This is a genomic window from Bradyrhizobium sp. B097 (assembly GCF_038957035.1).
Lineage (GTDB): Bacteria > Pseudomonadota > Alphaproteobacteria > Rhizobiales > Xanthobacteraceae > Bradyrhizobium.
In genome coordinates this window covers 8,690,007-8,712,463 of sequence record NZ_CP152412.1, presented here as the reverse complement: position 1 = coordinate 8,712,463, position 22,457 = coordinate 8,690,007, and the positions used below count along the sequence as shown (strand labels likewise).

20 protein-coding genes are annotated in these 22,457 nt (G+C 65.3%); 11 read left to right on the top strand and 9 right to left on the bottom strand.

Annotated features, from left to right (window positions below):
* Window positions 1-20 precede the first annotated feature (20 nt).
* Window positions 21-821, top strand: coding sequence for an enoyl-CoA hydratase-related protein (locus AAFG07_RS40120; RefSeq protein ID WP_342725076.1), 801 nt, complete (start codon window positions 21-23; stop codon window positions 819-821).
* Window positions 822-841: 20 nt separating this feature from the next.
* Here the strand turns inward: AAFG07_RS40120 and AAFG07_RS40115 are convergent, their stop codons facing one another.
* Both AAFG07_RS40115 and AAFG07_RS40110 read right to left on the bottom strand, forming a co-directional pair.
* Window positions 842-1,093, bottom strand: coding sequence for a hypothetical protein (locus AAFG07_RS40115; protein ID WP_342725075.1), 252 nt, complete (start codon window positions 1,091-1,093; stop codon window positions 842-844).
* 75 nt (window positions 1,094-1,168) lie between these two features.
* Window positions 1,169-2,053 carry a LysR family transcriptional regulator gene (locus AAFG07_RS40110; RefSeq protein WP_342725074.1) on the bottom strand — a complete coding sequence of 295 codons (885 nt, stop codon included), beginning with the start codon at window positions 2,051-2,053 and terminating at the stop codon, window positions 1,169-1,171.
* A gap of 123 nt (window positions 2,054-2,176) precedes the next feature.
* On the opposite strand from AAFG07_RS40110, the gene AAFG07_RS40105 reads away from it, so the two are divergent.
* The 4 genes from AAFG07_RS40105 to AAFG07_RS40090 all read left to right on the top strand — a co-directional run bounded on the left by AAFG07_RS40105 (window position 2,177) and on the right by AAFG07_RS40090 (window position 6,310).
* Window positions 2,177-3,538, top strand: coding sequence for an FAD-dependent oxidoreductase (locus tag AAFG07_RS40105; protein ID WP_342725073.1), 1,362 nt, complete (start codon window positions 2,177-2,179; stop codon window positions 3,536-3,538).
* A 13-nt stretch (window positions 3,539-3,551) separates the two neighbouring features.
* Window positions 3,552-4,556, top strand: a complete 1,005-nt coding sequence (locus tag AAFG07_RS40100) for an ABC transporter substrate-binding protein (RefSeq protein ID WP_342725072.1) — start codon at window positions 3,552-3,554, stop codon at window positions 4,554-4,556.
* Between the two features lie 160 nt (window positions 4,557-4,716).
* The gene (locus tag AAFG07_RS40095; RefSeq protein ID WP_342725071.1) at window positions 4,717-5,490 is read left to right on the top strand and encodes an ABC transporter ATP-binding protein; all 774 of its coding nucleotides are present in this window, start codon (window positions 4,717-4,719) and stop codon (window positions 5,488-5,490) included.
* Complete coding sequence (locus AAFG07_RS40090) at window positions 5,483-6,310, top strand: ABC transporter permease (protein WP_342725070.1); 828 nt, start codon at window positions 5,483-5,485, stop codon at window positions 6,308-6,310. Before AAFG07_RS40095 ends, AAFG07_RS40090 begins: the two co-directional genes overlap by 8 nt.
* A gap of 182 nt (window positions 6,311-6,492) precedes the next feature.
* Here AAFG07_RS40090 and gtdA read toward each other — a convergent pair whose 3' ends face one another.
* Window positions 6,493-7,533, bottom strand: coding sequence for a gentisate 1,2-dioxygenase (gtdA, locus tag AAFG07_RS40085; protein WP_342725069.1), 1,041 nt, complete (start codon window positions 7,531-7,533; stop codon window positions 6,493-6,495).
* Window positions 7,534-7,693: 160 nt separating this feature from the next.
* Between gtdA and maiA the strand changes: the two genes are divergently transcribed.
* From maiA to AAFG07_RS40070, 3 genes are read left to right on the top strand one after another with little or no spacing between them, the layout of a single operon-like run.
* A complete protein-coding gene (gene maiA, locus AAFG07_RS40080; protein ID WP_342725068.1) occupies window positions 7,694-8,326 on the top strand; it encodes a maleylacetoacetate isomerase in 633 nt (210 codons plus the stop codon).
* On the top strand, window positions 8,316-8,828 hold the full coding sequence (locus AAFG07_RS40075) for a MarR family transcriptional regulator (RefSeq protein WP_342708967.1): 513 nt from the start codon (window positions 8,316-8,318) through the stop codon (window positions 8,826-8,828). The genes maiA and AAFG07_RS40075 overlap by 11 nt, the downstream gene beginning before the upstream one ends.
* The gene (locus AAFG07_RS40070; RefSeq protein ID WP_342725067.1) at window positions 8,828-10,012 is read left to right on the top strand and encodes a 3-hydroxybenzoate 6-monooxygenase; all 1,185 of its coding nucleotides are present in this window, start codon (window positions 8,828-8,830) and stop codon (window positions 10,010-10,012) included. The genes AAFG07_RS40075 and AAFG07_RS40070 overlap by 1 nt, the downstream gene beginning before the upstream one ends.
* Window positions 10,013-10,625: 613 nt before the next feature.
* On the opposite strand, the gene AAFG07_RS40065 is transcribed toward AAFG07_RS40070, so the two are convergent.
* The 5 genes from AAFG07_RS40065 to AAFG07_RS40045 all read right to left on the bottom strand — a co-directional run bounded on the left by AAFG07_RS40065 (window position 10,626) and on the right by AAFG07_RS40045 (window position 15,006).
* Window positions 10,626-12,236: a benzoate-CoA ligase family protein gene (locus AAFG07_RS40065; RefSeq protein ID WP_342725066.1), complete on the bottom strand. Its 1,611-nt coding sequence runs from the start codon at window positions 12,234-12,236 to the stop codon at window positions 10,626-10,628.
* Window positions 12,233-13,363 (bottom strand): FAD-dependent monooxygenase, encoded by a 1,131-nt coding sequence (locus AAFG07_RS40060; protein ID WP_342725065.1) that lies wholly within the window; start codon window positions 13,361-13,363, stop codon window positions 12,233-12,235. Before AAFG07_RS40060 ends, AAFG07_RS40065 begins: the two co-directional genes overlap by 4 nt.
* Window positions 13,364-13,648: 285 nt before the next feature.
* Window positions 13,649-13,861 carry a hypothetical protein gene (locus AAFG07_RS40055; protein ID WP_097671005.1) on the bottom strand — a complete coding sequence of 71 codons (213 nt, stop codon included), beginning with the start codon at window positions 13,859-13,861 and terminating at the stop codon, window positions 13,649-13,651.
* A gap of 109 nt (window positions 13,862-13,970) precedes the next feature.
* The gene (locus tag AAFG07_RS40050) at window positions 13,971-14,192 is read right to left on the bottom strand and encodes a cysteine rich repeat-containing protein (RefSeq protein ID WP_092119845.1); all 222 of its coding nucleotides are present in this window, start codon (window positions 14,190-14,192) and stop codon (window positions 13,971-13,973) included.
* A gap of 40 nt (window positions 14,193-14,232) precedes the next feature.
* The gene (locus tag AAFG07_RS40045) at window positions 14,233-15,006 is read right to left on the bottom strand and encodes a cysteine rich repeat-containing protein (protein ID WP_342725064.1); all 774 of its coding nucleotides are present in this window, start codon (window positions 15,004-15,006) and stop codon (window positions 14,233-14,235) included.
* A 249-nt stretch (window positions 15,007-15,255) separates the two neighbouring features.
* Here AAFG07_RS40045 and AAFG07_RS40040 point away from each other — a divergent pair, with 249 nt between their 5' ends.
* Window positions 15,256-16,413, top strand: coding sequence for an efflux RND transporter periplasmic adaptor subunit (locus tag AAFG07_RS40040; RefSeq protein WP_342725063.1), 1,158 nt, complete (start codon window positions 15,256-15,258; stop codon window positions 16,411-16,413).
* A 10-nt stretch (window positions 16,414-16,423) separates the two neighbouring features.
* A complete protein-coding gene (locus AAFG07_RS40035; protein ID WP_342725062.1) occupies window positions 16,424-19,594 on the top strand; it encodes a multidrug efflux RND transporter permease subunit in 3,171 nt (1,056 codons plus the stop codon).
* 333 nt (window positions 19,595-19,927) lie between these two features.
* Here AAFG07_RS40035 and AAFG07_RS40030 read toward each other — a convergent pair whose 3' ends face one another.
* Window positions 19,928-20,929 (bottom strand): NADP-dependent oxidoreductase, encoded by a 1,002-nt coding sequence (locus AAFG07_RS40030; protein WP_342725061.1) that lies wholly within the window; start codon window positions 20,927-20,929, stop codon window positions 19,928-19,930.
* A 230-nt stretch (window positions 20,930-21,159) separates the two neighbouring features.
* Here AAFG07_RS40030 and AAFG07_RS40025 point away from each other — a divergent pair, with 230 nt between their 5' ends.
* On the top strand, window positions 21,160-22,449 hold the full coding sequence (locus tag AAFG07_RS40025) for a dicarboxylate/amino acid:cation symporter (protein WP_342725060.1): 1,290 nt from the start codon (window positions 21,160-21,162) through the stop codon (window positions 22,447-22,449).
* Window positions 22,450-22,457 lie beyond the last annotated feature (8 nt).

Below are 22,457 nucleotides of genomic sequence, written 5' to 3'. Positions count from 1 at the left end.
GCCGAACGAGGGAGAACGTCATGTCGGCCAGCCCAGTCCTGTGGAGCCTCGATGCGCGCGGGGTCGCGACCGTCACGCTGAATCGCCCCGAGGTCAACAACGCCTATGACGGCGCGCTGATTGCGGGCGTGCTGGCCGCGATCGACGATCTCTCGACCAAGCCGGTGCGCGTCGTCGTGTTGAACGGCAACGGCAAGCATTTTCAGGCCGGCGCCGACCTGAAATGGATCAACGGCGTGCGGCCGAAATCTTTGGAGGAGAACGAGGCGGCGTCGCGCGCCACCTTCGAGGCGGTGCAGCGTTTCAACACACTGCCGGTCCCGACGGTGGCGCTGGTGCAGGGCGGCTGTTTCGGCGGCGGCACCGGCGTGATCTCGGCCTGCGATATCGTGATCGCGGCCGATAACGCGCTGTTCTCGATCACCGAGGTGCGCTGGGGCCTGACCGCCGCGATCATCATCCCGCAGCTTTGCGATGCGATCGGCGTCCGCCAGGTGCGCCGCTACGCGCTGACCGGCGAGCGTTTCGGTGCCGAGGACGCCCGCCGCATCGGCCTCGTGCACGAGGTGGTGCCGCTGGCCGATCTCGAAAGCGCCGGCGCCAAGGTCGTGGAGCAGTTACTCGGCAATGCGCCGGATGCGATGGCCGAGACCAAGAAGCTGGCGATGGAGAGCTCGTTCGGCGGCATGGCCGTCGACGATGAGGCCTACAAGCGCCTCGTCCATCTGCACTCGGCGAAGCGGCAGACTGCCGAGGCGGCCGAAGGGCTCGCATCCTTTGCCGAGAAGCGCGCGGGCCGCTGGGGTGGCGGCGGAGCATAGGCCTCGCTTCGCCGTGCTGCTCAACAACCGCGGCAGATGCCGTGCATGCTGCGATAGACCTCTTCGTCGTCGCGGCGCATCTGCTGCAGCGAATCGAATGTCCTGGATTCGCTCGACTGGGTGATCGGCGGCTCGGGCTTGCGCTTGGCCGCCAGCTCCTGCTCCTGGCGATGGTAGCAGGCCTCGCGTTCCGGCTTGGCCTCGATGAACCGGCAGGTCTCGATCGCCGCCGCGGGCCCAGCGGCGAGGATCAGGCCAAGCGACACTGACATCAGGAGTTTCAAAGCGGGCGATCCTTATCCGTCCTTGTCTCAGGTCGGCGTGCAGGGGGCAAGACTGCCGCCGTGTCAAAGCGATTGCGACAGCGACTTTTTCAATGTCTTCAGCAGTGCCTGCACCGCGGCGGCATTGATGCGGCGCTCGGGAACGGCGGCCTTCACCCATAGTTCCGGGATCGGAAACTCGGCGAGGATCGGCTGCAACGCACCGTCGCGCAGCGCATCCGCGACCAGATAGTGCGACAGCAGCGCGATGCCGTTGCCGGCGATCGCGCTTTGCGTCAGCACGCGGCCCTCGTTCGACGAGAGAATCGGGCGCACCTGGACATTGATGCGGCCGCGCGGTCCCTCGAACGGCCATTCCGGTCCGGTCGGCAGGAAGCTGAGGCAGCGATGATCGACCAGGTCGCGTGGATGCTTCGGCGTGCCGTGCTTCTTCAGATACGCTGACGAGGCGCACAACAGCCGCGGCAGCCGGCACAGCGGCTCGTCGACGACACCGCCAAAGGAATGCGGGAAGGCGCCGATCGCGATGTCAAAGCCTTCGGTCACCGGATCGACCGGGCGGTCGATCATCACGATCTCGAGCTTCACGCTTCGGTTCTGCTTCTGGAACACCGTGAAGGCATCGGCGAGCCGCGCCACCGTCAGCGAGGTCGGCGCCTTGACGCGCAGATGATCGGTGAGATCGCGCTGCTTCTCGCCCATCCGCGACAAGAGATCGCCGACATCGGCAACGACGCCGCGGGCGCGGTGGACATATTGCTGCCCGGCCTCGGTCAGCCGTAATTGGCGGGTCGAGCGGTGGAACAGCGCGGTGCCGATCCGTTCCTCGAGCTGGGTGACGCGCTTGGCAACGACCGACGTTGCGACGTTGAGCTTGCGTGCCGCGGCGGAGAAGCCGCCGGCGTCGGCGGTGGCGAGGAAGGCTTCGAGGTTGACCAGCGTGTCCATCCGCTCTTTTCTCCTCCCTTGCCTTTCTCGATTCGCGAAAGCTGATTACATAATTTGGTGGATTGTACTGCAATCCGCATCAATTCATAGTTCGCCCAATCAACTTTGTTCAGGGCGGAAATGATGCTGATGAGCACGATCGAAGAGCCTGCGCGGCAGGTCCCGGTCTATGGCGAATATGACGTGGTGGTGCTTGGCGGCGGTCCGGCCGGCATCGCGGCAGCCGTCGGCGCGGCGCGCGCCGGACGGCGGACCCTGCTGATCGAGCGCTACGGCTTTCTCGGCGGCATGGGCACCGCGGCGGGCGTCACGAATTTCTGCGGGCTGCACGCCAACATCTTCGGCGAGATGCACCGGGTGGTGCAGGGCATCGCCTCCGACCTCTTGGCGCGGATCGACCGGCTCGGCGGCTTGAACGCGCCGCATCTGATCCTCGGCAAGATCCTTGCGCAGGCCTATGACACCGCGGCGTACAAGATCGCGGCGGACGATCTCTTGGCGCATCACAAGGTCGATATCCTGTTCCACGCGCTCGGCGCCGGCGTCGTCATGGACGGCGCGCACATCCGCGCGCTGATGGTGGAGACCAAGGCCGGCCGGCAAGCCGTGCGGGCCGGCATCTTCATCGACTGCTCCGGGGACGGCGACCTCGCGGTATGGGCCGGCGCGCCCTATGAGGTCGGCGACAACCAAGGCGGCATGCTCTATCCCTCGATGATGTTCCGCCTCAACGGCATCGATCCGGCGAAAGCCGGCGATGCGTGGCGCACGATCCCGGCGCTGATGGCGGAGGCCGAGGCCGCCGGCACGCACAAATTCCCGCGCAAGTCCGCGATCGTGCGGCCGCAGAAATCGCAGATCGAATGGCGGGTGAATTTCACCCAGGTGACGCGAAGCGATGGCGGCGCCATCTCCGGCATCGATCCCGACGACATGACGCGCGGTGAGATCGAGGGCCGCCGCCAGGCGGTCGAGGCGTTCAAGTTCCTGCGCACGGTGCCCGGCTTCGAGAATTCCTACATCGTCGATCTGCCGCCGCAGCTCGGCATCCGCGAGACGCGGCGCGTGATCGGCGGCTACATGCTGTCCGGCGAGGATGTGCTGGGCTGCGCCTCGTTCGACGACTCGATCGGCGTCAATGGCTGGCCGAAGGAATCCCACGTGCCGGGCGATGTGATCTTCGAGTTTCCGCCGATCCCGCAAAGCCGCGGCTACAACGAGTTGCCGTATCGCATGCTGGTGCCTGATGGCGTCGATAATCTCCTGGTCGCCGGTCGCTGCGCCTCGATGACCCATGAAGGGCAATCGGCGGCGCGCGTCTCCGGTGCCTGCTTTGTGATGGGCGAGGCGGCGGGAACCGCGGCCGCGCTGGCGCTGTCCGGCAATACGATTCCGCGCGACATTTCCGTCGAAAAGTTGCAACAACAGCTCGCGGCGCAGGGCGCGTTCATCGGGCGCGATCAGGCCGTGCCTGAGGGATTGTAAGCGGAGGACGGCAATGAAGGGTTGGGCGCGGCTCGCACTCGCGGGTCTCCTGGTGTGGGCCGCGAGCGGCATCGCGCGGGCCGATGATCTCCTGAAGGCGAAGGTTGGTGTGTTGCGTCTGTCGTCCTCTGCGCCGGTGTTCATCGCGCAGGACAAGGGCTATTTCCGCGACGCCGGGCTCGATGTCGAGCTGAAGTTCTTTGACGCGGCGCAGCCGATCGCGGTTGCGACCACGTCGGGCGATGTCGATTTCGGCATCACGGCTTTCACCGCCGGGCTCTACAATCTCGCCGGCAAGGGCACTCTCAAGGTGATCGGCGGCATGAGCCGCGAGAAGGCCGGCTATCCGCTGATCGGCTATTTCGCCAGCAACAATGCCTATGCGGCCGGCCTCAAGACCCCGAAGGATCTGGCCGGCAAGCGCGTCGCGGTGACCCAGGTCGGCTCCAGCTTCCACTATTCGCTCGGCCTGCTCGCCGACAAATACGGCTTCAAGCTGTCCGACGTGAAGATTGTGCCGCTGCAATCGCTGTCGAACGCCGCCGCCGCGCTGAAGGGCGAAACCGTCGATGCCGCGCTGTTGCCGGTCTCGACCGCGCGGACGCTGATGGATTCCAACGGCGCGAAATTCCTCGGCTGGGTCGGCGACGAGACGCCGTGGCAGTTGGGGGCGATCTTCGCCTCGCCGAAGACGCTGACCAACGCCGCGTTGGTGACCAGGCTGCTCACCGCGCTCACCCGCGCCGACCACGAATATCACGACGTGATTCTGACCGCGATCAAGGATGGCGTGGTGCCGATCAACGAGAAAACAAAACCGCTGCTCGAGATCATCGCCAAATTCACCAATCTGCCGGTCGAGCAGGTGGTGGGTAACTGCGCCTATGTCGATCCCGACGGCAAGCTCGACGTGAAGAATGTCGACAACCAGATCAAATGGCTGCAAGGGCAGGGTTTTGTGGACAAGGGCTTCGACGCCGGCACGATCATCGCCAAGGATTATGTGAAGGCGGATTGATCATGCAGCGCCGCGCATCACTTCCGACCCGTCATCCTGAGGTGCGAGCGCAGCGAGCCTCGAAGGGTGGACGGCCGAGATACATCCGGGCCGTCGACCCTTCGAGACGCCGCTGCGCGGCTCCTCAGGGTGACGGGTTTGGCAGTGAGGCTGTAACAACATGGACCTGATCGCCGACCGTATCAGCCATCGCTTCGGTGCACTCGACGTGCTCGACGATGTCTCCTTCCAGGTCTCGGCCGGCGAGATCGTCGCCATCGTCGGGCCGTCCGGCTGCGGCAAGAGCACGCTGCTGTCGATCCTCGGCGGTCTGCTGCGGCCAACCGCGGGCGCGGCCGAGCTGCGCGGGATGCCGCCGGCCGGCAGCCTCAATCCGTTGACTTTCGTGTTCCAGGATTTTGCGTTGCTGCCGTGGAATACGGTCGAGGAGAACGTCGCGTTTCCGCTGCTGCACGCGGCCTTGAGCGCCGGCGAGCGCCGCGCCGTGATCGACGACGCGCTGCGCCGCACCGGGTTGTCGGACTTTCGCGCGGCCTACCCGAAGCAGCTATCCGGCGGCATGCGCCAGCGCGTCGGCATCGCGCGTGCGCTGGCGGTTCGCCCGGCGATCCTGCTGATGGACGAGCCGCTGTCGGCGCTGGATTCGCAGACCCGCGAGCTCCTGATGGAGGATTTCGTCGGCCTGCTCGCCGACGGCGCGATGGGCGCGGTCTATGTCACGCATAATCTCGAGGAAGCGGTGCGGCTCGCCGACCGCGTCGTGGTGCTGTCGCGCCGCCCCGGCCGCATCAGGGAGATCGTGACCATCCCGATGACGCGCGCCGAGCGCGGCGCACCGGATGCCCGCGCGCAGTTGGCCGCCTTGCAGGGCGAATTGTGGTCGCTCATTCGGAAAGAAGCGATCGATGCCGAGCGCGAGGTCCAGCATGCTTGACCGCTCCCCGCAGGAGACGAACGACCAATCGGCGGAAGCGACGCGGCCGGTCGCGTTTCGCGGCGCCGGCTTCACGCCCGGCGGCAGCCGCTATGCCGGCTGGATCGCGCTCGCGCTGGTCATCGCGGTCTGGCAGCTTGCCGGCAGCGCAGGGTTGGTCAATCCGCTGTTCCTGCCGGCGCCGTCGGCGATCGCGGTTGCGATCTATAAACTCGCGATATCGGGGGCGCTGTGGCAGCATTTGTCGTGGTCGATCATGCGGATCGGCACCGGCTGGATCATCGGCACGGCAGCGGGCGTCGTTGTCGGCTTCGCGATCGGGCTGTCGACCATGGCGCGCGGCGTCGGCATCACCTTCATCTCGGCGCTGTTCCCGATTCCGAAGATCGCGCTGCTGCCGCTGCTCATCCTGTGGCTCGGGATCGGCGAGGAGCCGAAGATCGCGACCATTGCGCTCGGGGTGTTCTTCTCGACCGCGATCTCGGTCTATAGCGGCGTCGATGCGGTGCCGCGCAATCTGATCCGGATGGCGCAGAGCTTCAACGTGCCGTTCCACGCCATCGTGCGCCGCGTGATCTGGCCGGGCGCGTTGCCCTCGATCCTCGCCGGCTTCCGCATCACCGCGTCGGTCGCACTATTGCTCGTCGTCAGCGCCGAGATGATCGGCGCGCAATACGGCATCGGCGCCTTCGTGCTGCAGGCCGGCAATCTGATGCAGACCGATCAGCTGCTCGCCGGCGTCGTGATCCTGTCGCTGTTCGGGCTCGCGGTGGGGAGACTGATCAACCTGCTGGAGACGCGGCTGCTGCACTGGCGGTGAAGGCCACGCTGTTCACCACACACTCGGTGTCGTCCCTGCGAAAGCAGGGACCCATAACCACAGGATGTCGTTGTTAGAAGAGGCTGGGGCTCCAGCACCTCGAACGACAAAACCCTGTGGTTATGGGTCCCGGGTCGCGCTTCGCTTGCCCGGGACGACAGCATTACACCTTGCAGTGCCTGTTACGCGTTCCCCCTGTCCTCGCGGAACAGGTCGAGCTTCTGTTGCACCGGGCGGTCGGAGAACGAGAACAGCACGGAGTCGGCATCGGCCTCATGGGTGACCCAGTGCCAGCTCGGCACCACGAACAGGTCGCGCGGTCCCCACTCGAAAATCTGGTCGCCGACCCGGGTGCGGCCCTTGCCCTCGATCGCGGCGAACACGGTCGCATCGGTTGACCGATAGCGCGCGGTCTTGAAACCCTTCGGCAGCAGCTGGATGAAGGTGCCGATGGTAGGCATCGCGAAATCGCCGGTCTCGGGATTGGAGAATTTCAGCTTGAGGCCGTGGCAGGCATCCCATTCGTTGCCGGCCCGGGCCTTCTCCAGCGCCTCGCGGGTGTATTCATAGGGGTAGTTGAAGATCGGCGAGGTCTTCGAGGTCCGCTTCTGGTCGATCGGCAGCAGGTTGTGGCCGTAGCGCGCGAAGCTGGCGCCGGCTGGCTTCGAGATCGACTGCTGATCCTCCTTGGCGCCTTCGGCAAACGAGCAGTCGAAGAACTGCACCATCGGGATGTCGAGCCCGTCGAGCCAGAACATCGGCTCACTGGTTTCGTTGGAATGGTCGTGCCAGGTCATCGACGGCGTGATGACGAAATCGCCCGGCGCCATCGCGGTGCGCTCGCCGTCGACGGCGGTGAAGGCGCCCTTGCCCTCGAGCACGAAGCGCAGCGCGGACTGGGCGTGGCGATGGGCGGGCGCGATGTCGCCTGGCACCACCATCTGCACGCCGGCGAACAGCGAGGTCGTGATCTTGGACTGGCCGCGGAGGCCGGGATTTTCCAGCACCAGCACGCGGCGCTCGGCTTCCTTGGCCGTGATCAGCCTGCCGGCCTCGTTCATGTAATCGCGGATCTGGTCGAACTTCCACAGATGCGGACGGCAGGCGCTCTTCGGCTCCGGCGTGATCAGATCGTTCATCACGTTCCACAGCGCCGACAGGTTTTGGCCGTCGATCTTCTTGTAGAACGCCTCGCGCTCGGGGGTCTTCTGCACGGCTTCCATGGCAAGCCTCCCATCATCATTCTTGTCGGTTCAATTATTTGACAGTATACTCACAATATGGCTAGCGTCAATCAATCAAGCCATAGCGTTTTCGAGCGAAGTGGATGCCGGTTTGTGTGAAGAACCGCGTCAAAACCAGAATGATGCAAGGGAGGTTCCGATGAAGCTGCATGGCTATTTCCGGAGCAGCGCGTCCTACCGGGTCCGGATCGCCCTCAATCTGAAGGGGCTGACCTCAGAGCATCTGCCGCATCATCTGCGCAAGGGCGAGCAATGCGCGCCGGCCTATCTCGCGATCAATCCGCAGGGGCTGGTGCCGACCCTGGAGAGCGATGCCGGCGCGATCCTCACCCAGTCGCTCGCGATCATCGAATGGCTCGACGAGACCCATCCCAATCCGCCGCTGCTGCCGAAGGATCCGCTGCGGCGCGCCAAGGTGCGCGCGTTCGCGCAGGCGATCGCCTGCGACACCCACCCGGTACAGAATTTGAAAGTGCTGGCGCGGCTGCGCAAGCTCGGCCTGCCCGAGGAGCAGGTGACCGAATGGGCGGCCTGGGCCAATCGCGAGGGCCTGGCGGCCTGCGAGACCTTGATCGCCGGGGAGGCCGGGCCATTCTGCTTCGGCGATGTGCCGACGCTCGCCGATCTCTGCCTGGTGCCGCAGCTCGCCAATGCACGGCGCTTCGGCGTCGACGTGTCGGCCTATCCGCGCCTGCTCAAGGCCGAGGCCACGGCCAAACAAGTCAAGGCGTTCGCCGACGCCGCCCCGGACAAGCAGCCCGATGCCGAGTAGCAAGCCGACGCCCGTCACCATGGACGCGGTCTACACCGCGCCCGGCTATCTGTTCCGCCGGATGCAGCAGATCGCGGTCGCGCTGTTCATCGAGGAGTGCAAGGCGTTCGACCTGACGCCGGTGCAATACGCCGCGCTGGTCACGATCTCCACCCATCCTGGCATCGATGCCACCCGGCTTTCGGCGGTGATCGCGTTCGACCGCTCCACGCTCGGCAATGTGATCGAGCGCTTGCAGGCCAAGGAATACATCGTCCGCAAGCCGGCGCCGGAGGACAAGCGCGTCAAGCTGCTCTACCTCACCAAGGCCGGCGCCGCGGTCCTCAACGACATCATGCCCTCGGTCGACAAGGCGCAGGCGCGGATGCTGCAGCCGCTGAAGCCGGCCGACCGCAAGACGCTGCTGGCGCTCTTGACCCAACTTGTCGACCTCAACAACGAGGCGTCGCGCGTGCCGCTGCGCGCCGAGGATGCGCTCGAACATCTGGGGAGGTCCGGCTGATGGCGGAGGGCAAGCCGGTCCTGATCGCGGGCGGCGGCATCGGCGGTCTCGCCGTGGCGCTTGGCCTCGCGCAGAAGGGCATTCGCTCGATCCTGCTGGAAAAGGCCTCCGCGCTCGGCGAGATCGGCGCCGGCATCCAGCTTGGGCCGAACGCGTTCCACGCCTTCGACTATCTCGGCGTCGGCGAAGCCGCGCGCAACATGGCGGTCTATATCGATCAGCTCCGGCTGATGGATGCGCTGACCGCCGATGAGATCACCCATATCGATCTCGGCGACGCCTTTCGCGCGCGGTTCGGCAATCCCTATGCGGTGGTGCATCGCGGCGACCTGCACGGCGTGTTCCTGCGCGCCTGCCAGAGCCATGAGCTGATCGAACTGCGTGTGTCCAGCGAAGTGACAGGTTATGAGCAGGATGGTTCGTCGGTGACCGCAAAGCTCGCCAGTGGCGAGCGCATCACCGGACGCCTGCTGATCGGCGCCGACGGGTTGTGGTCCAACATCCGCAAGCAGGTGACGGCGGATGGCCCGCCGCGCGTCTCCGGCCACACTACTTATCGTTCCGTGATTCCCACTGAGCAGATGCCGGAAGATCTGCGTTGGAACGCGGCCACGCTGTGGGCCGGCCCGAAATGCCACATCGTGCATTATCCGCTCTCGGGCTGGAAGGTGTTCAACCTCGTCGTCACCTATCACAACGATGCGCCGGAGCCGGTCGCCGGCAAGCCGGTCTCCGAGGACGAGGTGATGAGGGGCTTCACCCACGTCCATGAGCGGGCACAGACCATCATCCGCCACGGCACCAACTGGAAGCTTTGGGTGCTGTGCGACCGCGACCCCACCGAGCGCTGGATCGACGGCCGCGCGGTGCTGCTCGGCGACGCCGCGCACCCGATGCTGCAATATTTCGCGCAAGGCGCCTGCCAGGCGATGGAGGACGCGGTGTGCCTGTCGCACATGCTGGCCAATCACGACGATCATGCGGCTGCGCTGGAAGCCTACCGCGCGCAACGCTTCCCGCGCACCGCGCGCGTGCAATTGATGTCACGCGCGATCGGCGAGCACGTCTACCATCCCGCCGGCGACCACGCCCGCATCCGCAACGCGATCATGAGCGCGAAGTCGCAAGCCGAGTGGTGCGACGATATCGCGTGGCTGTATGGCGGGACGGGGCTGGGCGGTTAGTCCGCACATTGGAGATACCACCCGTGCGATACCCCTCTCCCTAACCCTCCCCCGCAAGGGGGGAGGGAACCCTTCCGCGAGTGCCTACCTTACGCCGCGTTGGCACGCATTCACGATCGCAAATGCAAGCAAGTGAGGTGAGCACGCAGGTTAGGCTCCCTCCCGCCTTGCGGGGGAGGGTGGGGAGAGGGGAAAGCCCCGGGCGAGACGATTGCAGGGGCACGTCCGGCCTTCGCCGGGACGACACCGAATGTATGGCTGATGGCGGGACAGCTAACTACTCTTCGTCCCGGACAAGCAAGCGGAGCGAGCGCGATCCGGGACCCATAACCACCGATGGCTGTTGTTATGGCAGGCTGGGACCCCAGCCTTCGCGCCACAGACATTCGTGGTTATGGGTCCCTGCTTTCGCAGGGACGACAGCGAAAGCATGGCTGGATGGCGGGACAGCTAACTATCGTCGTCCCGGACAAGCAAGCGGAGCGAGCGCGATCCGGGACCCATAACCACCGATGGCTGTTGTGATGGCAGGCTGGGGCCCCAGCCTTCGCGCCACAGACATTCGTGGTTATGGGTCCCTGCTTTCGCAGGGACGACGGCGAGTGTGTGGCTGTCACATCCGCATCACCGCCTGGCGATCGATCTTGCCGGTGCCGGTCTTCGGCAGCTCGTCGATGAATTTTACCTCGCGCGGATACTTGTACGGCAACAGCTTTGTCTTGACGTAATCCTGAAGCCGCCGCGTCGCTTCATCGGTGTCGAAGCCGGCCTTGTTCATCACCACCACGGCCCGCAGCGTCATGCGTCGATCAGGCAATGCGGCGGCGTAGACGGCGCATTCGCGGACATCGGGATGATCGGCAAGGCACAGCTCGACCTCCAGCGGATAGACCCACTGGCCGGAGATCTTGATCAGATCGTCGGCGCGGCCGCGGAAGAAGTGAAAGCCGTCGCTGTCGCGCATGAAGCGGTCGCCGGTGTAGATCCAGCCGTCCTCGCGCACGGTCTCGGCGGTCTTGTCCGGCCGGTTCCAGTACAGCGGCGTCGCGGAATCGCCGCGCACCCACAAAATGCCTTCCTCATTGTCGCCGACCTCGCGGCCGTCGCTGTCGCGCAGCATGATCTCGTAGCCGGGCACGCGCAGGCCCGCGGCGCCGAGCTTCTTCTGCTCCGCGCGGTTGCTGAGATAGACGTGCAGCACCTCGGTCGAGCCGAGCCCTTCGATGATCTCGAGCCCGGTGAGCCGCTTCCAGCCGTTGAACACATCGGCCGACAGCACCTCGGCGGCCGAGACCGCCATCCGCAGCGAGGAGAAATCGGCTTGCTCGGCGCCCTCGGCCTTGGTCAGGGTGATGTAGAGTGTCGGCAGGCCGAAGAACACGGTCGGCCGGTACTGCGCGATGGCCGCGAAGATCGCGGCGGGCTTCGGCTGGCCCGGCAGCAGCAGCGTCGCGGCGCCGACCGAAAAGGGAAACGTGATCGAATTGCCGAAACCATAGGCGAAGAAGATCTTCGGCACCGAGAAGCAGATGTCGCCGGGCTGAAGCTTCAGCACGTTGCGGGCAAAGGCGAGCTCGCTATAGGCCATGTCGTGCTGCAGATGCACGATGCCCTTGGGACGGCCGGTCGATCCGGACGAATACATCCAGAACGCCATCTCGTTGCGGTGGGTATCGGCCGAGTCGAGCTCGGTCGGAAACGCATGCAGCCAGTCGCCGGCGTTGCGCGTTTCCGCGACGGCATGCCCGGTGCCCGTGCCATTGACCACGACCAGCGTGCGCAGCGGCGTGTCCTTGCAGGCCTCGGCGTTGAAGCGCGAACAGAATTCGGCGTCGGTGACGGCGACCTGCGCGCCGGCATCAGACAGATAGAATTGCAGGAGCTCCGGCGTCGTCAGCGTATTGATGAGCAGCGGTACGAAACCGGCGCGCACCGCGCCGAAGAATGCCGCCGGATAGGCCGGGGTGTCGTCGAGGAACAGCAACACGCGATCGCCGCGTTTCAGTCCAAGCGAATGGAAGGCGTGGCCCCAGCGTGCGGCATCATTGCAGAGCTCGCGATAGGTTCGCGTGCCGGCGGGGCCGGTCAGCGCCAGGCGGTCTGCATTGCCGTTGCCGAGATTGTCGAACAGGATGCGGCTCGCATTGTAGCGCTCGGGGATCGCAAAGCCGATCTCGCGCGCACCGGGATTGTCCTGCGGAACCAGGTCGGCGATCCCAGTCATGAGCGTCCCTTTGCGGCCTCAAAGCGGGCCATGAAGGCCGGCGACATGGCGCGCAGCCGCGCGTCGTCGATCCGGCCGGAGCGGGTGATGTAGCTGTAGGCGAAATCCATCAGGTCGTGCTTCATGTGCGCGGGGAAATGCTCGTACCAGTCGGCGCTGGTCCGCGCCGCGGTGACGAGCTTCTTCACGATCGGCTTGCGCTCGCTCTCATAGCGGGCAAGCGCAGCGGCGATGCTGCTTTCGGACTCCAGCGCCTTGGTCAGCGCGATCGCATCCTCGATTGCCAGCCGGGTGCCGGAGCCGATCGAAAAATGCGCCGAATGCAGCGCGTCGCCGATCAGCACCATGTTGCCGTGCGACCAGCGCTCGTTCCAGATCCACGGGAAATTGCGCCACACCGATTTGTTCGAGATCAGCTTGTGACCATCCAAGGTCGCGGCGAACACCTGTTCGCAGATCACCTGCGATTCCTCGATCGTCTTGTCGGCAAAGCCATAAGCCGCCCAGGTCGCCGCGTCGCACTCGACCAGGAAGGTGCTCATGTCCTTTGCATAGCGATAGTGATGGGCGTTGAAGCAGCCCACGTCGGTCGCCACGAAGGTCTGCGACAGTGTCGCGAAGGTCTTGGTGGTGCCGTACCAGGCGAATTTGTTGGTCGAATGCGAGACCGACGCGCCGAATGCGGCCTCAAAATCGCGGCGGACCATCGAGTTCAGCCCGTCAGCGGCGACGATCAGGTCGTAACCCCTCAGTTGGTCGACCGATTGCACCACGGTGTCGAAGCGCGGCGTGACGCCAGTGCTGCGCACGCGCTGCTGCAGGATCGTCAGCAGCGCCAGCCGGCCGATCGAGGAGAACCCGACGCCGTCGATCTCGACGCTCTCGCCGCGCAGATTGAGCGTGATGTTCTTCCAGCTCTCCATCCGCGGCGCGATGGCGTCGACCGTCTCGGGGTCGTCGGCGCGCAGGAACTCCAGCGCCTGTTCGGAGAACACCACGCCGAAGCCCCAGGTGGCGTCGGCGGCGTTCTGCTCGAACAGATCGATCTCGGCGTCGGGATGACGCTTTTTCCAGAGATAGGCGAAATAGAGCCCGCCGGGCCCTCCGCCAATCACGGCGATCCGCAACGTCTGCCTCCCAGATTGACAGTGTACTTACAATTTGGGTCCAGCCTAATCGCCCTCTGGCGGGAACGCCAGAGGGAAAATGCGTCCGAGTGCTGGCTCTAGTAGCTCAGCGAGCCGGATCGAAGCGGTGTCGCGACAGGGCAAGCTGCACCTCTCCCGCTTGCGGCGGGTGGGGGCTCTCTCCACACAATGAACAGAGCCGTTCGCTGCGATACCCCCACCCCAACCCTCCCCCGCAAGCGGGAGAGGGGGCGCAGCCTGCTCGCGGTCACGTCCGATCTAACCTCAGTAGCAGCGGCGGACCTTGACCCCGCCGACCCAAACCCAGCGGCAGCCGGCGACCACGGGCTTGCGGACGACCACCGCGCCGCGCGTGCTCGCGCATCCGGCACGATAGGGGCCGCGCCCGCACACCACGGCGTTGGCATCGGAGGACTCGAAGGTCATGGTCGCGGCAAAGGACAGCAGGGCCGCAGCGATCAGCAATAATGAGCGCATGATATTCCCTCTCCCGGAGTGAGGTTGGTTGGCCTGTCGGTGACAACAAGGTGCTGCGGCTCCGTGCCCGGCAAATCGCCGGGCACCTGTCGTCTCACCGCCTGCGCGGCTATTTCTTTTCCGCTGCCGCCAACACTTTCTTGCAGGCGGGCGTCAGCTTGTCGCTCTCCTTGGCAAGACAGGCGATGATGCGCCCGCCGCCGGGCGTCACGCTTTTGCAGAACTTCTGATAGTCGCCCATGCAGGCGTCGCGTTGCGCCGATGTCAGCTCCTGGGCGTAGACGGCGGTTGAGCCGCAAAGCAGAACGGCGGTCAGGACGAGACGCAGCATCGGTCGCTCCCTTTTCCGATCAGTCGTGTGACAACAGGGATCACCGCGCCGCGAACGGCGCCAGCACGTCGCGGCACGCCGGCGACAGCGAGCCGGCATTGGTCGCCAGGCATTGCACGATCCGCCCGCCGCCCGGCTGCACACCGCCGCAGATCGAGCGGACGTCGGCGCCGCAGGCCGAACGCAGCACGAAAATCTCCTCGCGCGGCCGCAACGGCCGCAACGCGATTACCGACGGCGCTGCCGCCGGAGCCGCGGCCGGTGCTGCCGTTGTCGTGGCACCCGCGGCGCCACCGCCGCCGGCGGCCGCCACGGCCTTCTCGCAGGCCGGCGAAAGCTTCTCCTTGTTCTTCTCGAGGCACTGCAGCGCCGGCGCACCGCCGGTCGGCACGCCCGCGCAGACCTTGGGATAATCGGCGCGGCACGCGCTGCGGATCGCGGAGATCTGTGCGCTGCTTGGCTTTGCTGCCGCGGCCTTCGGTGCCGCCGTCTCCGCGGGCTTGGCCGCCGTCGCCGCCGGAGCCGCGTCGGTCTTGGCTGCTGCGGGCGCGGCGGCCGGTGCTTCCACGGCCTTCACGGCGCTGGCGCAGCCGGGCGCAAGGCTCGCCATGTTCTTCTGCAGGCATTGCAGTGACGCTTCGCCGCCGGGCGCAACGCTGGAGCAGTGTGCGATGTAATCGTTGCGGCATTGCGACTTGATGGCGTCGCGCTGCGCCTGGGTCGGCGCCTGCGACAAGGCTGGTGCGGTGCTCATCAGTGCCGCAAGCGCGAGCCATGCGGAGAGCCTCGTTGCACGTGTCAACGCGTTGATCATTTGAATAAATCCTCTCGTCGCGCCGGAAGCCTCCGGCTCAACTGAACGGAGTCTGAAAAAGTTTTGCTCTAACAACCTTCGCGAGCGGCATCATTTTCGCTTTCGAGTTCCGCCGCAAGCGGATTGTTGCTATGGAAGAGGCCGGCTGATTTTTTTGCTCGCTTCGACATCTTTGACTTAAGTCATTTGGATTGAGGCTCGGAAATGAGGCATGCGCGCGCGTCGGCACATTTCAGTCAGAGCGATTTTGTGCGGCTGCGAAATGCGCCGCTTGTGCGTATCGCCTTCGTCGTAGCGGCCTTTGTCAGTTTAAGTGCCTGCGAGCAAAACAGTTTTGTTGCGCCGCCGCCGCCCAAGGTTGAGGTCGCGCCGCCGGTGCAGCGCGCCATCACGCGCTATCTGGACGCCACCGGAAACACCGCGCCGATCAAGACCGTCGATCTGGTCGCGCGCGTGCAGGGCTTTCTGCAGGCGATCAACTATCAGGACGGCTCGCCGGTGAAGCAGGGGACCACCCTGTTCACGATCGAGCCCGAGACCTACAAGCTGAAGCTGGAGCAGGCGCAGGCCGCGGAGGTCGGTTCGCAGGCGACGCTGAAGCAGGCCGAGGCCGACTTCAAGCGGCAAACCGATCTGGTGCAGCGCCAGGCGGTCTCGCAGTCGACGCTGGATAGCTCGACCTCGGCGCGGGACAACGCCCAGGCCAGCCTGCAGCAGGCCCAGGTCAACACCAAGATCGCCGCGGTCAATTACGGCTACACAAATGTGGCCGCACCGTTCGACGGCATCGTCAGCAATCATCTGGTCTCGGTCGGTGAACTGGTCGGCGTGGCCTCGCCCACCCAGCTTGCGACCATCGTGCAGCTCGACCCGATCTATGTGAATTTCAACGTCAACGAACAGGACGTGCAGCGGGTGCGGGATGAAGCGCGCCGTCGCGGCATGACGGTCAACGAGCTCAGGCAGTTGCCGGTCGAGGTCGGTTTGCAGACCGAAACCGGCTTTCCGCACAAGGGCAAGCTTGATTACATCTCGCCGACCGTCAATCAGTCGACCGGAACGCTTGCCGTCCGCGGCCTGGTGCCCAATCCGGATCGCGTACTGCTGCCCGGCTTCTATGTCCGCGTTCGCGTGCCGATCGACAAGCAGGACAATGCGCTGCTGGTGCCTGACGTTGCGATCGGCAGCGACCAGGCCGGCCGCTACGTGCTGGTGGTCAATGCCGACAATGTGGTCGAGCAGCGCAAGGTGACGACCGGTCAGCTCGACGAGGGGCTGCGCGTCATCGAGAGCGGGCTGAAGGCCGACGACCGCGTCGTGACCGCCGGATTGTTGCGCGCGATCCCGGGGCAGAAGGTCGATCCGCAGATGCAGAAGGGCGACGCGACGCCGGCGCCGGCCAAGTGAGGGGCGCGCCATGATCTCGAAATTCTTCATCGAGCGGCCGGTCCTTTCCAACGTCATCGCGATCCTGATGATCCTGATCGGCGGCGTCGCACTGTTCAATCTTGCGGTCGCGCAATATCCCGATGTGGTGCCGCCGACGGTCCAGGTGACGACACGCTATCCCGGCGCGTCGGCAAAAACCGTGATCGACACCGTGGCGCTGCCGATCGAGCAGCAGGTCAACGGCGTCGAGGACATGCTCTACATGCAGTCCTACAGCGGCGCCGACGGCACCTACACGCTGACGGTGACCTTCAAGATCGGCACCGACCTCAACTTCGCGCAGGTGCTGGTGCAGAACCGCGTCTCCTCGGCACTGTCGCAGCTGCCGACCGCGGTGCAGAACCAGGGCGTCACGGTGCAGAAGCGGTCGACCTCGATCCTGCTGTTCGTGACGCTGACCTCGCCGAACAAGACCTACGACAGCCTGTTCCTGTCGAACTATGCCACCATCAACATTCGCGACGAGCTGTCGCGCCTGCCGGGTGTCGGCAACGTCACGGTGTTCGGCGCCGGGCAGTATTCGATGCGGGTGTGGCTCGATCCGAACAAGCTGCAGGCGCGCGGGCTGATGCCGCAGGACGTCATCCAGGCGATCCAGCAGCAGAGCCAGCAGGTCACCGCGGGCCAGGTCGGCGCGCCGCCCGCGCCGCAGGGGCAGGCGTTCCAGTACACGCTGAACGTCAATGGCCGGCTCGACGATGCGAGCCAGTTCGAGAACATCATCGTCAAGACCGGCAATGTCGGCGACGTCATCCGCGTCCGCGATCTCGGCTCGGTCGAGCTCGGCGCGCAGACCTACAGCCAGGTGTTCTCGCTCAACCAGAAGCCGGCCACCGGCATCGGCGTATTCCTGTCGCCCGGCGCCAACGCGCTGCAGGTCGAGAAGGAAGTGCAGAAGAAGGTGGCGCAGCTCGCCAGGCAGTTCCCGCAGGACATCAAATACGACACGCCGTTCGACACCACCAAATTCGTCCAGGCCTCGATCGACGAGGTCTATCGGACGCTGATCGAGGCCGGCCTGCTGGTGCTGGTCGTGATCCTGGTGTTCCTGCAGGACTGGCGGGCGATGCTGGTGCCTGCGACCACGGTGCCGGTCACCATCATCGGTGCGTTCGCGGCGATGGCCGCGCTCGGCTTCACCATCAATCTGTCGACGCTGTTTGCGATCGTGCTGGCGATCGGCATCGTGGTCGACGACGCCATCGTGGTGGTCGAAGGCGCCGCGCACAATATCGAGCGCGGCATGTCCGGGCACGATGCCGCGATCAAGGCGATGGACGAATTGTTCGCGCCGATCGTCGGCATCACGCTGGTACTGATCTCGGTGTTCCTGCCGGCGGCCTTCCTGCCGGGGCTGACCGGCCGGATGTACGCGCAATTCGCCCTGGTGATCGCGGCGACCGCGCTGCTCAGCGCCGTCAATGCCGCGACCTTGAAGCCGACGCAATGCGCGCTATGGCTGCGCCCGCCGGTGCCACTGGCGCAGCGAAACTTCTTCTATCGCGGCTTCAACGCGGTCTATGACCGGGTAGAGCGCGGCTACACCCGGATGATCGGCGGCATTGCCGGCCACGCCAAGACCTCGGTCCTCGTCGCGCTGGTCCTGATCGGAATTGCCGGCTACGGGCTGTCGCGGGTGCCGACCGGCTTCATTCCGATCGAGGACCAGGGCTACCTGCTGGCCGCGGTGCAGTTGCCCGACGGCGCCGCGATCGATCGCACCCAGCGGGTGCTCGATCAGGTCACCGAGATCGCCCGCAAGACACCGGGCGTCGAGCAGGTGGTCGCGATCGCCGGCATCTCCGCGCTCGACAACTCGTCGAGCCTCGCCAATGCCGGCGTCGCCTATGTGATCCTGAAGGATTGGGGCGCGCGCGGCCCCGGCGAGGACCTGCGCTCGCTGGTCTACGGCCTCAACGACAAGCTTGCGGTGATTCCGGAAGCGCGGATCCTGGTGATCCCGCCGCCGCCGATCCAGGGCATCGGCAATGCCGCCGGCTTTGCCATGCAGGTGCAGCTCCGTGACGGCAACGCCGATTACGGCAAGCTGCAGGCGGTCACCGGCGCCGTCGTCGGCAATGCGCAGACCCAAAGCGCGCTGCAGCGGGTGCAGTCGTCGTTCCGCTCGATGGTGCCGCAGTTCGACGTCCAGGTCGACCGCGTCAAGACCGAGACGCTGCATGTCACCACCGACCAGATCTTCTCGACGCTGTCGTCCTATCTCGGCGCGAGCTACGTCAACCAGTTCACCAAGTTCGGCCGCACCTTCCAGGTCTACACCCAGGCCGATGCGCAATACCGCCTGACGCTGCGCGACATCGAGAACATGATGGTGCGCAACAGCAATGGCGACATGGTCCCGCTCGGCACCGTGGCGAAGATCACGCCGTCGGTCGGACCGTCGCTGATCAGTCTCTACAACCTCTATCCGTCCGCGACCATCATCGGCCTGCCGTCGCAGGGCTACAGCTCCGGCCAGTCGATGACGCTGATGGAGGAGATAGCCGCGAAGACGCTGCCGGCGGGGACCGGCTATGAGTGGACGGCGATGTCGTACCAGGAGAAGGAGGTCGGCAGCCAGATCTACCTCGTGTTCGCGCTGGCGCTGCTGCTGGTCTATCTCGTGCTCGCCGGACAATATGAGAGCTGGTACGCACCGATCTCGGTGATCCTGGCGGTGCCGCTGTCGCTGCTCGGGCCCATGCTGGTGCTGACGTCGCTTCGGATCGAGAACAATCTCTACACCCAGATCGGCACCATCCTGCTGATCGCGCTGTCGGCCAAGAACGCGATCCTGATCGTGGAGGTCGCGCTCGAGCACCATGTGCGCGACGGCAAGCCGGTGCTGGAGTCGGCGATCGACGCGGCGCGCGCCCGGTTCCGGCCGATCCTGATGACGTCGTTAGCCTTCATCCTCGGCGTGCTGCCGCTGGTGCTCGCGACCGGCGCCGGCGCCAGCGCCCGCAAATCGATCGGCATCACCGTGTTCTCGGGCATGATCGCCTCGACCTGCCTCGCGGTGCTGTTCGTGCCGGCGTTCTTCGTCGTGGTGCAGAATTTCGAGAACTGGCGCAAGGCGAAGAAGGGCAAGGCGCCCGCCCCGCAAGCCGCACCGCAGGCGTCGGGCACGGTGCATTAGGGGCCCGTGCCGCGCAATCGAATCTCTCTCCGTATTCACCGTCGTCCTGGCGAAAGCCAGGACCCATTACCCCAACTGCTTGTTGTTGTGTGACGCTGGGGCCACTATCGCACTCTCAATCGAATTCGGTGGTTATGGGTCCTGGCTTTCGCCAGGACGACGGCGTGGGGAGGCCACTCGCTGCAACTCTCACACCGTCACCCTGAGGTGGCCGCTTTTTCCCTCGAAGGGTCGACGGCCGGGCCGTGCATCCTTCGAGGCTCGCTCCGCTCGCACCTCCAGCGACAAAGGCGAAGCCTTTGCGCGGGGATGACGGGCTAACGAGCGAAAACCTCACACCTTCACCATGCGCTTGCCGCGGTTCTCGCCGGCCAAGAGCCCGATCAGCGCCTGCGGGGTGTTCTCGATGCCGTCGATGACGTCCTCCTGGACCTTGAGCTTGCCCGAGGAGACCCAGGATTGCAGGTCGGCGAGCGCGGCATCGCGCTGGTCCATGTAGTCCATCACGATGAAGCCCTGCATGACCAGCCGCTTCACCACGATCAGGCCGGGCACGCCGCGCGGGCCGTGGGCGGAGGGCACGCCGTCATACTGCGAGATCGCGCCGCAACAGGCGATCCGGCCGCGGTTGTTCATCTGCGCCAGACAGGCCTCCAGGATGTCGCCGCCGACATTGTCGAAATAGACGTCGATCCCCTTCGGGGCCGCTGCGCGCAGCGCCTTGTAGGTGGCGCCGTCCTTGTAATCGACCGCGGCATCGAAGCCGAGCTCCGAGGTCAGCCAGTGGCACTTGTCCTTGCCGCCGGCGATGCCGACCACGCGGCAGCCCTTGATCTTGGCGATCTGGCCGACGATCGAGCCGACCGAGCCGGCGGCTGCCGACACCACCACGGTCTCGCCCTCCTTCGGCTTGCCGACGTGGAGCAGGCCGAAATAGGCGGTCAGGCCGGCGATACCATAGACGCTAAGCAGATGCGTCATCGGCTCGAGCTTCGGCATTTTGGCCAGGTGCTTGGCGGGCACGGCGGCATAGTCCTGCCAGCCAGTGTCGCCGAACACGATATCGCCCGGCTTCAGGCCGGGGTCATTCGACGACACCACTTCGGCGATGCCGCCGCCGGCCATCACGGTGTTGGCCTCCACCGCAGCGCGGTAGGTGGCGCCGTGCATCCAGGCGCGGTTGGCGGCGTCGAGCGAGATGTAGCGCGTCCGCACCAGCGCCTCGCCGTCCTTCGGCGCGGGGACCGTGCCCTTGGTCAGGCGAAAATGCTCGGGGCCGAGCTTGCCGGTCGGCTTTTCAACAAGCAGGATCTGGCGATTGACGGTGTCGTTCATTGGCGGTGTCTCCCCTCTTGGCTTCCCTTGGCGTTGGTCGTTTCACATGCAGTTTGACTGCGGCGCGCGCAGCGTGCTGCACAGATTGTGCGCTGCGTGAACGCTAATCCCCGCGCTGGCATTCCACAACGGGAACAGATCGGCACAGTCCCGCGCGGCGCGAAGCGTGTTGCGTAGCTGCGTAAATCTGCCACACTTGCCCTTCGCCGGGAACTTACGGGGGTAAGAGAATGTCGAACAGGTTTACGCAGTACATCCTGCTTGCGATGGTCCTTGGCATCGCAATGGGAACGATTGTCTTCAACTACTTTCCTGACAGCCGTGCCGAGATCGCAGCCGACGTCAACCTGATCGCAATGCTGTTCCTGCGCCTCATCAAGATGATCATCGCGCCGCTGGTGTTCGCGACCCTCGTCGGTGGCATCGCCCATATGGGAAGCGGCGCCAAGCTTGGGCGCATCTTCGCCAAGACCATGGGCTGGTTCGTCTCCGCCTCGTTCGTTTCGCTGCTGCTCGGCCTCGTGATGGTCAATTTGTTGCAGCCCGGCGCCAATTTCCCCGGCACGCTGCCCGACAAGGCCCAGTCCACCGGCCTGCCGGTCTCGGCCTTCTCGATCGAGAAATTCCTGACCCATCTGATCCCGACCTCGATCGCGGATGCGATGGCGCAGAACGAGATCCTGCAGATCGTGGTGTTCGCGGTGTTCTTCGCGGTGGCGCTCGGCGCCATGCCTGAGCGCGCCAAGCCGATCATGAGCCTGATCGACGATCTCGCCCACATCATGCTCAAGGTCACCAGCTATGTGATGCTGTTTGCACCGATCGCGGTGTGGGCCGCCATCATGGCGACCGTCTCGAAGAACGGCCTCGGCGTGCTCTGGAAGCTGATCGTCTTCATGGGCGGCTTCTACCTGTCGCTGCTGATCCTGTGGGGCATTCTGGTCGCGGTCGGCTTCGTGGTGATCGGGCCGCGTTACAGCCATCTGCTGCGGCTGATCCGCGAGCCGCTGATGATCGCGTTCTCGACCGCCTCCTCGGAGGCGGCCTATCCGAAGACGCTGGAAGGGCTGAACAGGTTCGGCGCCTCCTCGCGGATCTCGGCCTTCGTGCTGCCGCTCGGTTATTCCTTCAACCTCGACGGCACGATGATGTACTGCACCTTCGCGAGCATCTTCATCGCGCAGACCTACCACATCGAGATGTCGCTCGGCACGCAGTTCGCCATGCTGGCGACGTTGATGATCACCTCGAAGGGCGTGGCCGGCGTGCCGCGCGCGTCGCTGGTGGTGATCGCCTCGACGCTGTCGCAGTTCGGCATCCCGGAGGCCGGCCTGCTGATGATCATGGGCATCGACACCTTCCTCGACATGGGCCGCAGCGCCACCAACGTGATCGGCAACTCGCTGGCCACCGCCGTGGTCGCGAAGTGGGAAGGCGAGCTGAAGGCCGAGCACGAGCTCGGGCCCGACGACGCGGTGCCGCAGGATGCGGTGCCCGGCGCCGTGATGGCCGGTCATTGACGGGAGGG

Excerpts from the sequence above, each read along its gene's own strand:
- AAFG07_RS40045 (WP_342725064.1), bottom strand. The coding sequence starts at position 15,006 with ATGATCAACGCGTTGACACGTGCAACGAGGCTCTCCGCATGGCTCGCG.
- AAFG07_RS40070 (WP_342725067.1), top strand. The coding sequence starts at position 8,828 with ATGGCGGAGGGCAAGCCGGTCCTGATCGCGGGCGGCGGCATCGGCGGT.
- gtdA (WP_342725069.1), bottom strand. The coding sequence starts at position 7,533 with ATGGAAGCCGTGCAGAAGACCCCCGAGCGCGAGGCGTTCTACAAGAAG.
- AAFG07_RS40095 (WP_342725071.1), top strand. The coding sequence starts at position 4,717 with ATGGACCTGATCGCCGACCGTATCAGCCATCGCTTCGGTGCACTCGAC.
- AAFG07_RS40100 (WP_342725072.1), top strand. The coding sequence starts at position 3,552 with ATGAAGGGTTGGGCGCGGCTCGCACTCGCGGGTCTCCTGGTGTGGGCC.
- AAFG07_RS40030 (WP_342725061.1), bottom strand. The coding sequence starts at position 20,929 with ATGAACGACACCGTCAATCGCCAGATCCTGCTTGTTGAAAAGCCGACC.
- maiA (WP_342725068.1), top strand. The coding sequence starts at position 7,694 with ATGAAGCTGCATGGCTATTTCCGGAGCAGCGCGTCCTACCGGGTCCGG.
- AAFG07_RS40025 (WP_342725060.1), top strand. The coding sequence starts at position 21,160 with ATGTCGAACAGGTTTACGCAGTACATCCTGCTTGCGATGGTCCTTGGC.
- AAFG07_RS40110 (WP_342725074.1), bottom strand. The coding sequence starts at position 2,053 with ATGGACACGCTGGTCAACCTCGAAGCCTTCCTCGCCACCGCCGACGCC.
- AAFG07_RS40065 (WP_342725066.1), bottom strand. The coding sequence starts at position 12,236 with ATGACTGGGATCGCCGACCTGGTTCCGCAGGACAATCCCGGTGCGCGC.
- AAFG07_RS40090 (WP_342725070.1), top strand. The coding sequence starts at position 5,483 with ATGCTTGACCGCTCCCCGCAGGAGACGAACGACCAATCGGCGGAAGCG.
- AAFG07_RS40055 (WP_097671005.1), bottom strand. The coding sequence starts at position 13,861 with ATGCGCTCATTATTGCTGATCGCTGCGGCCCTGCTGTCCTTTGCCGCG.
- AAFG07_RS40105 (WP_342725073.1), top strand. The coding sequence starts at position 2,177 with ATGCTGATGAGCACGATCGAAGAGCCTGCGCGGCAGGTCCCGGTCTAT.
- AAFG07_RS40075 (WP_342708967.1), top strand. The coding sequence starts at position 8,316 with ATGCCGAGTAGCAAGCCGACGCCCGTCACCATGGACGCGGTCTACACC.
- AAFG07_RS40035 (WP_342725062.1), top strand. The coding sequence starts at position 16,424 with ATGATCTCGAAATTCTTCATCGAGCGGCCGGTCCTTTCCAACGTCATC.
- AAFG07_RS40120 (WP_342725076.1), top strand. The coding sequence starts at position 21 with ATGTCGGCCAGCCCAGTCCTGTGGAGCCTCGATGCGCGCGGGGTCGCG.
- AAFG07_RS40115 (WP_342725075.1), bottom strand. The coding sequence starts at position 1,093 with ATGTCAGTGTCGCTTGGCCTGATCCTCGCCGCTGGGCCCGCGGCGGCG.
- AAFG07_RS40050 (WP_092119845.1), bottom strand. The coding sequence starts at position 14,192 with ATGCTGCGTCTCGTCCTGACCGCCGTTCTGCTTTGCGGCTCAACCGCC.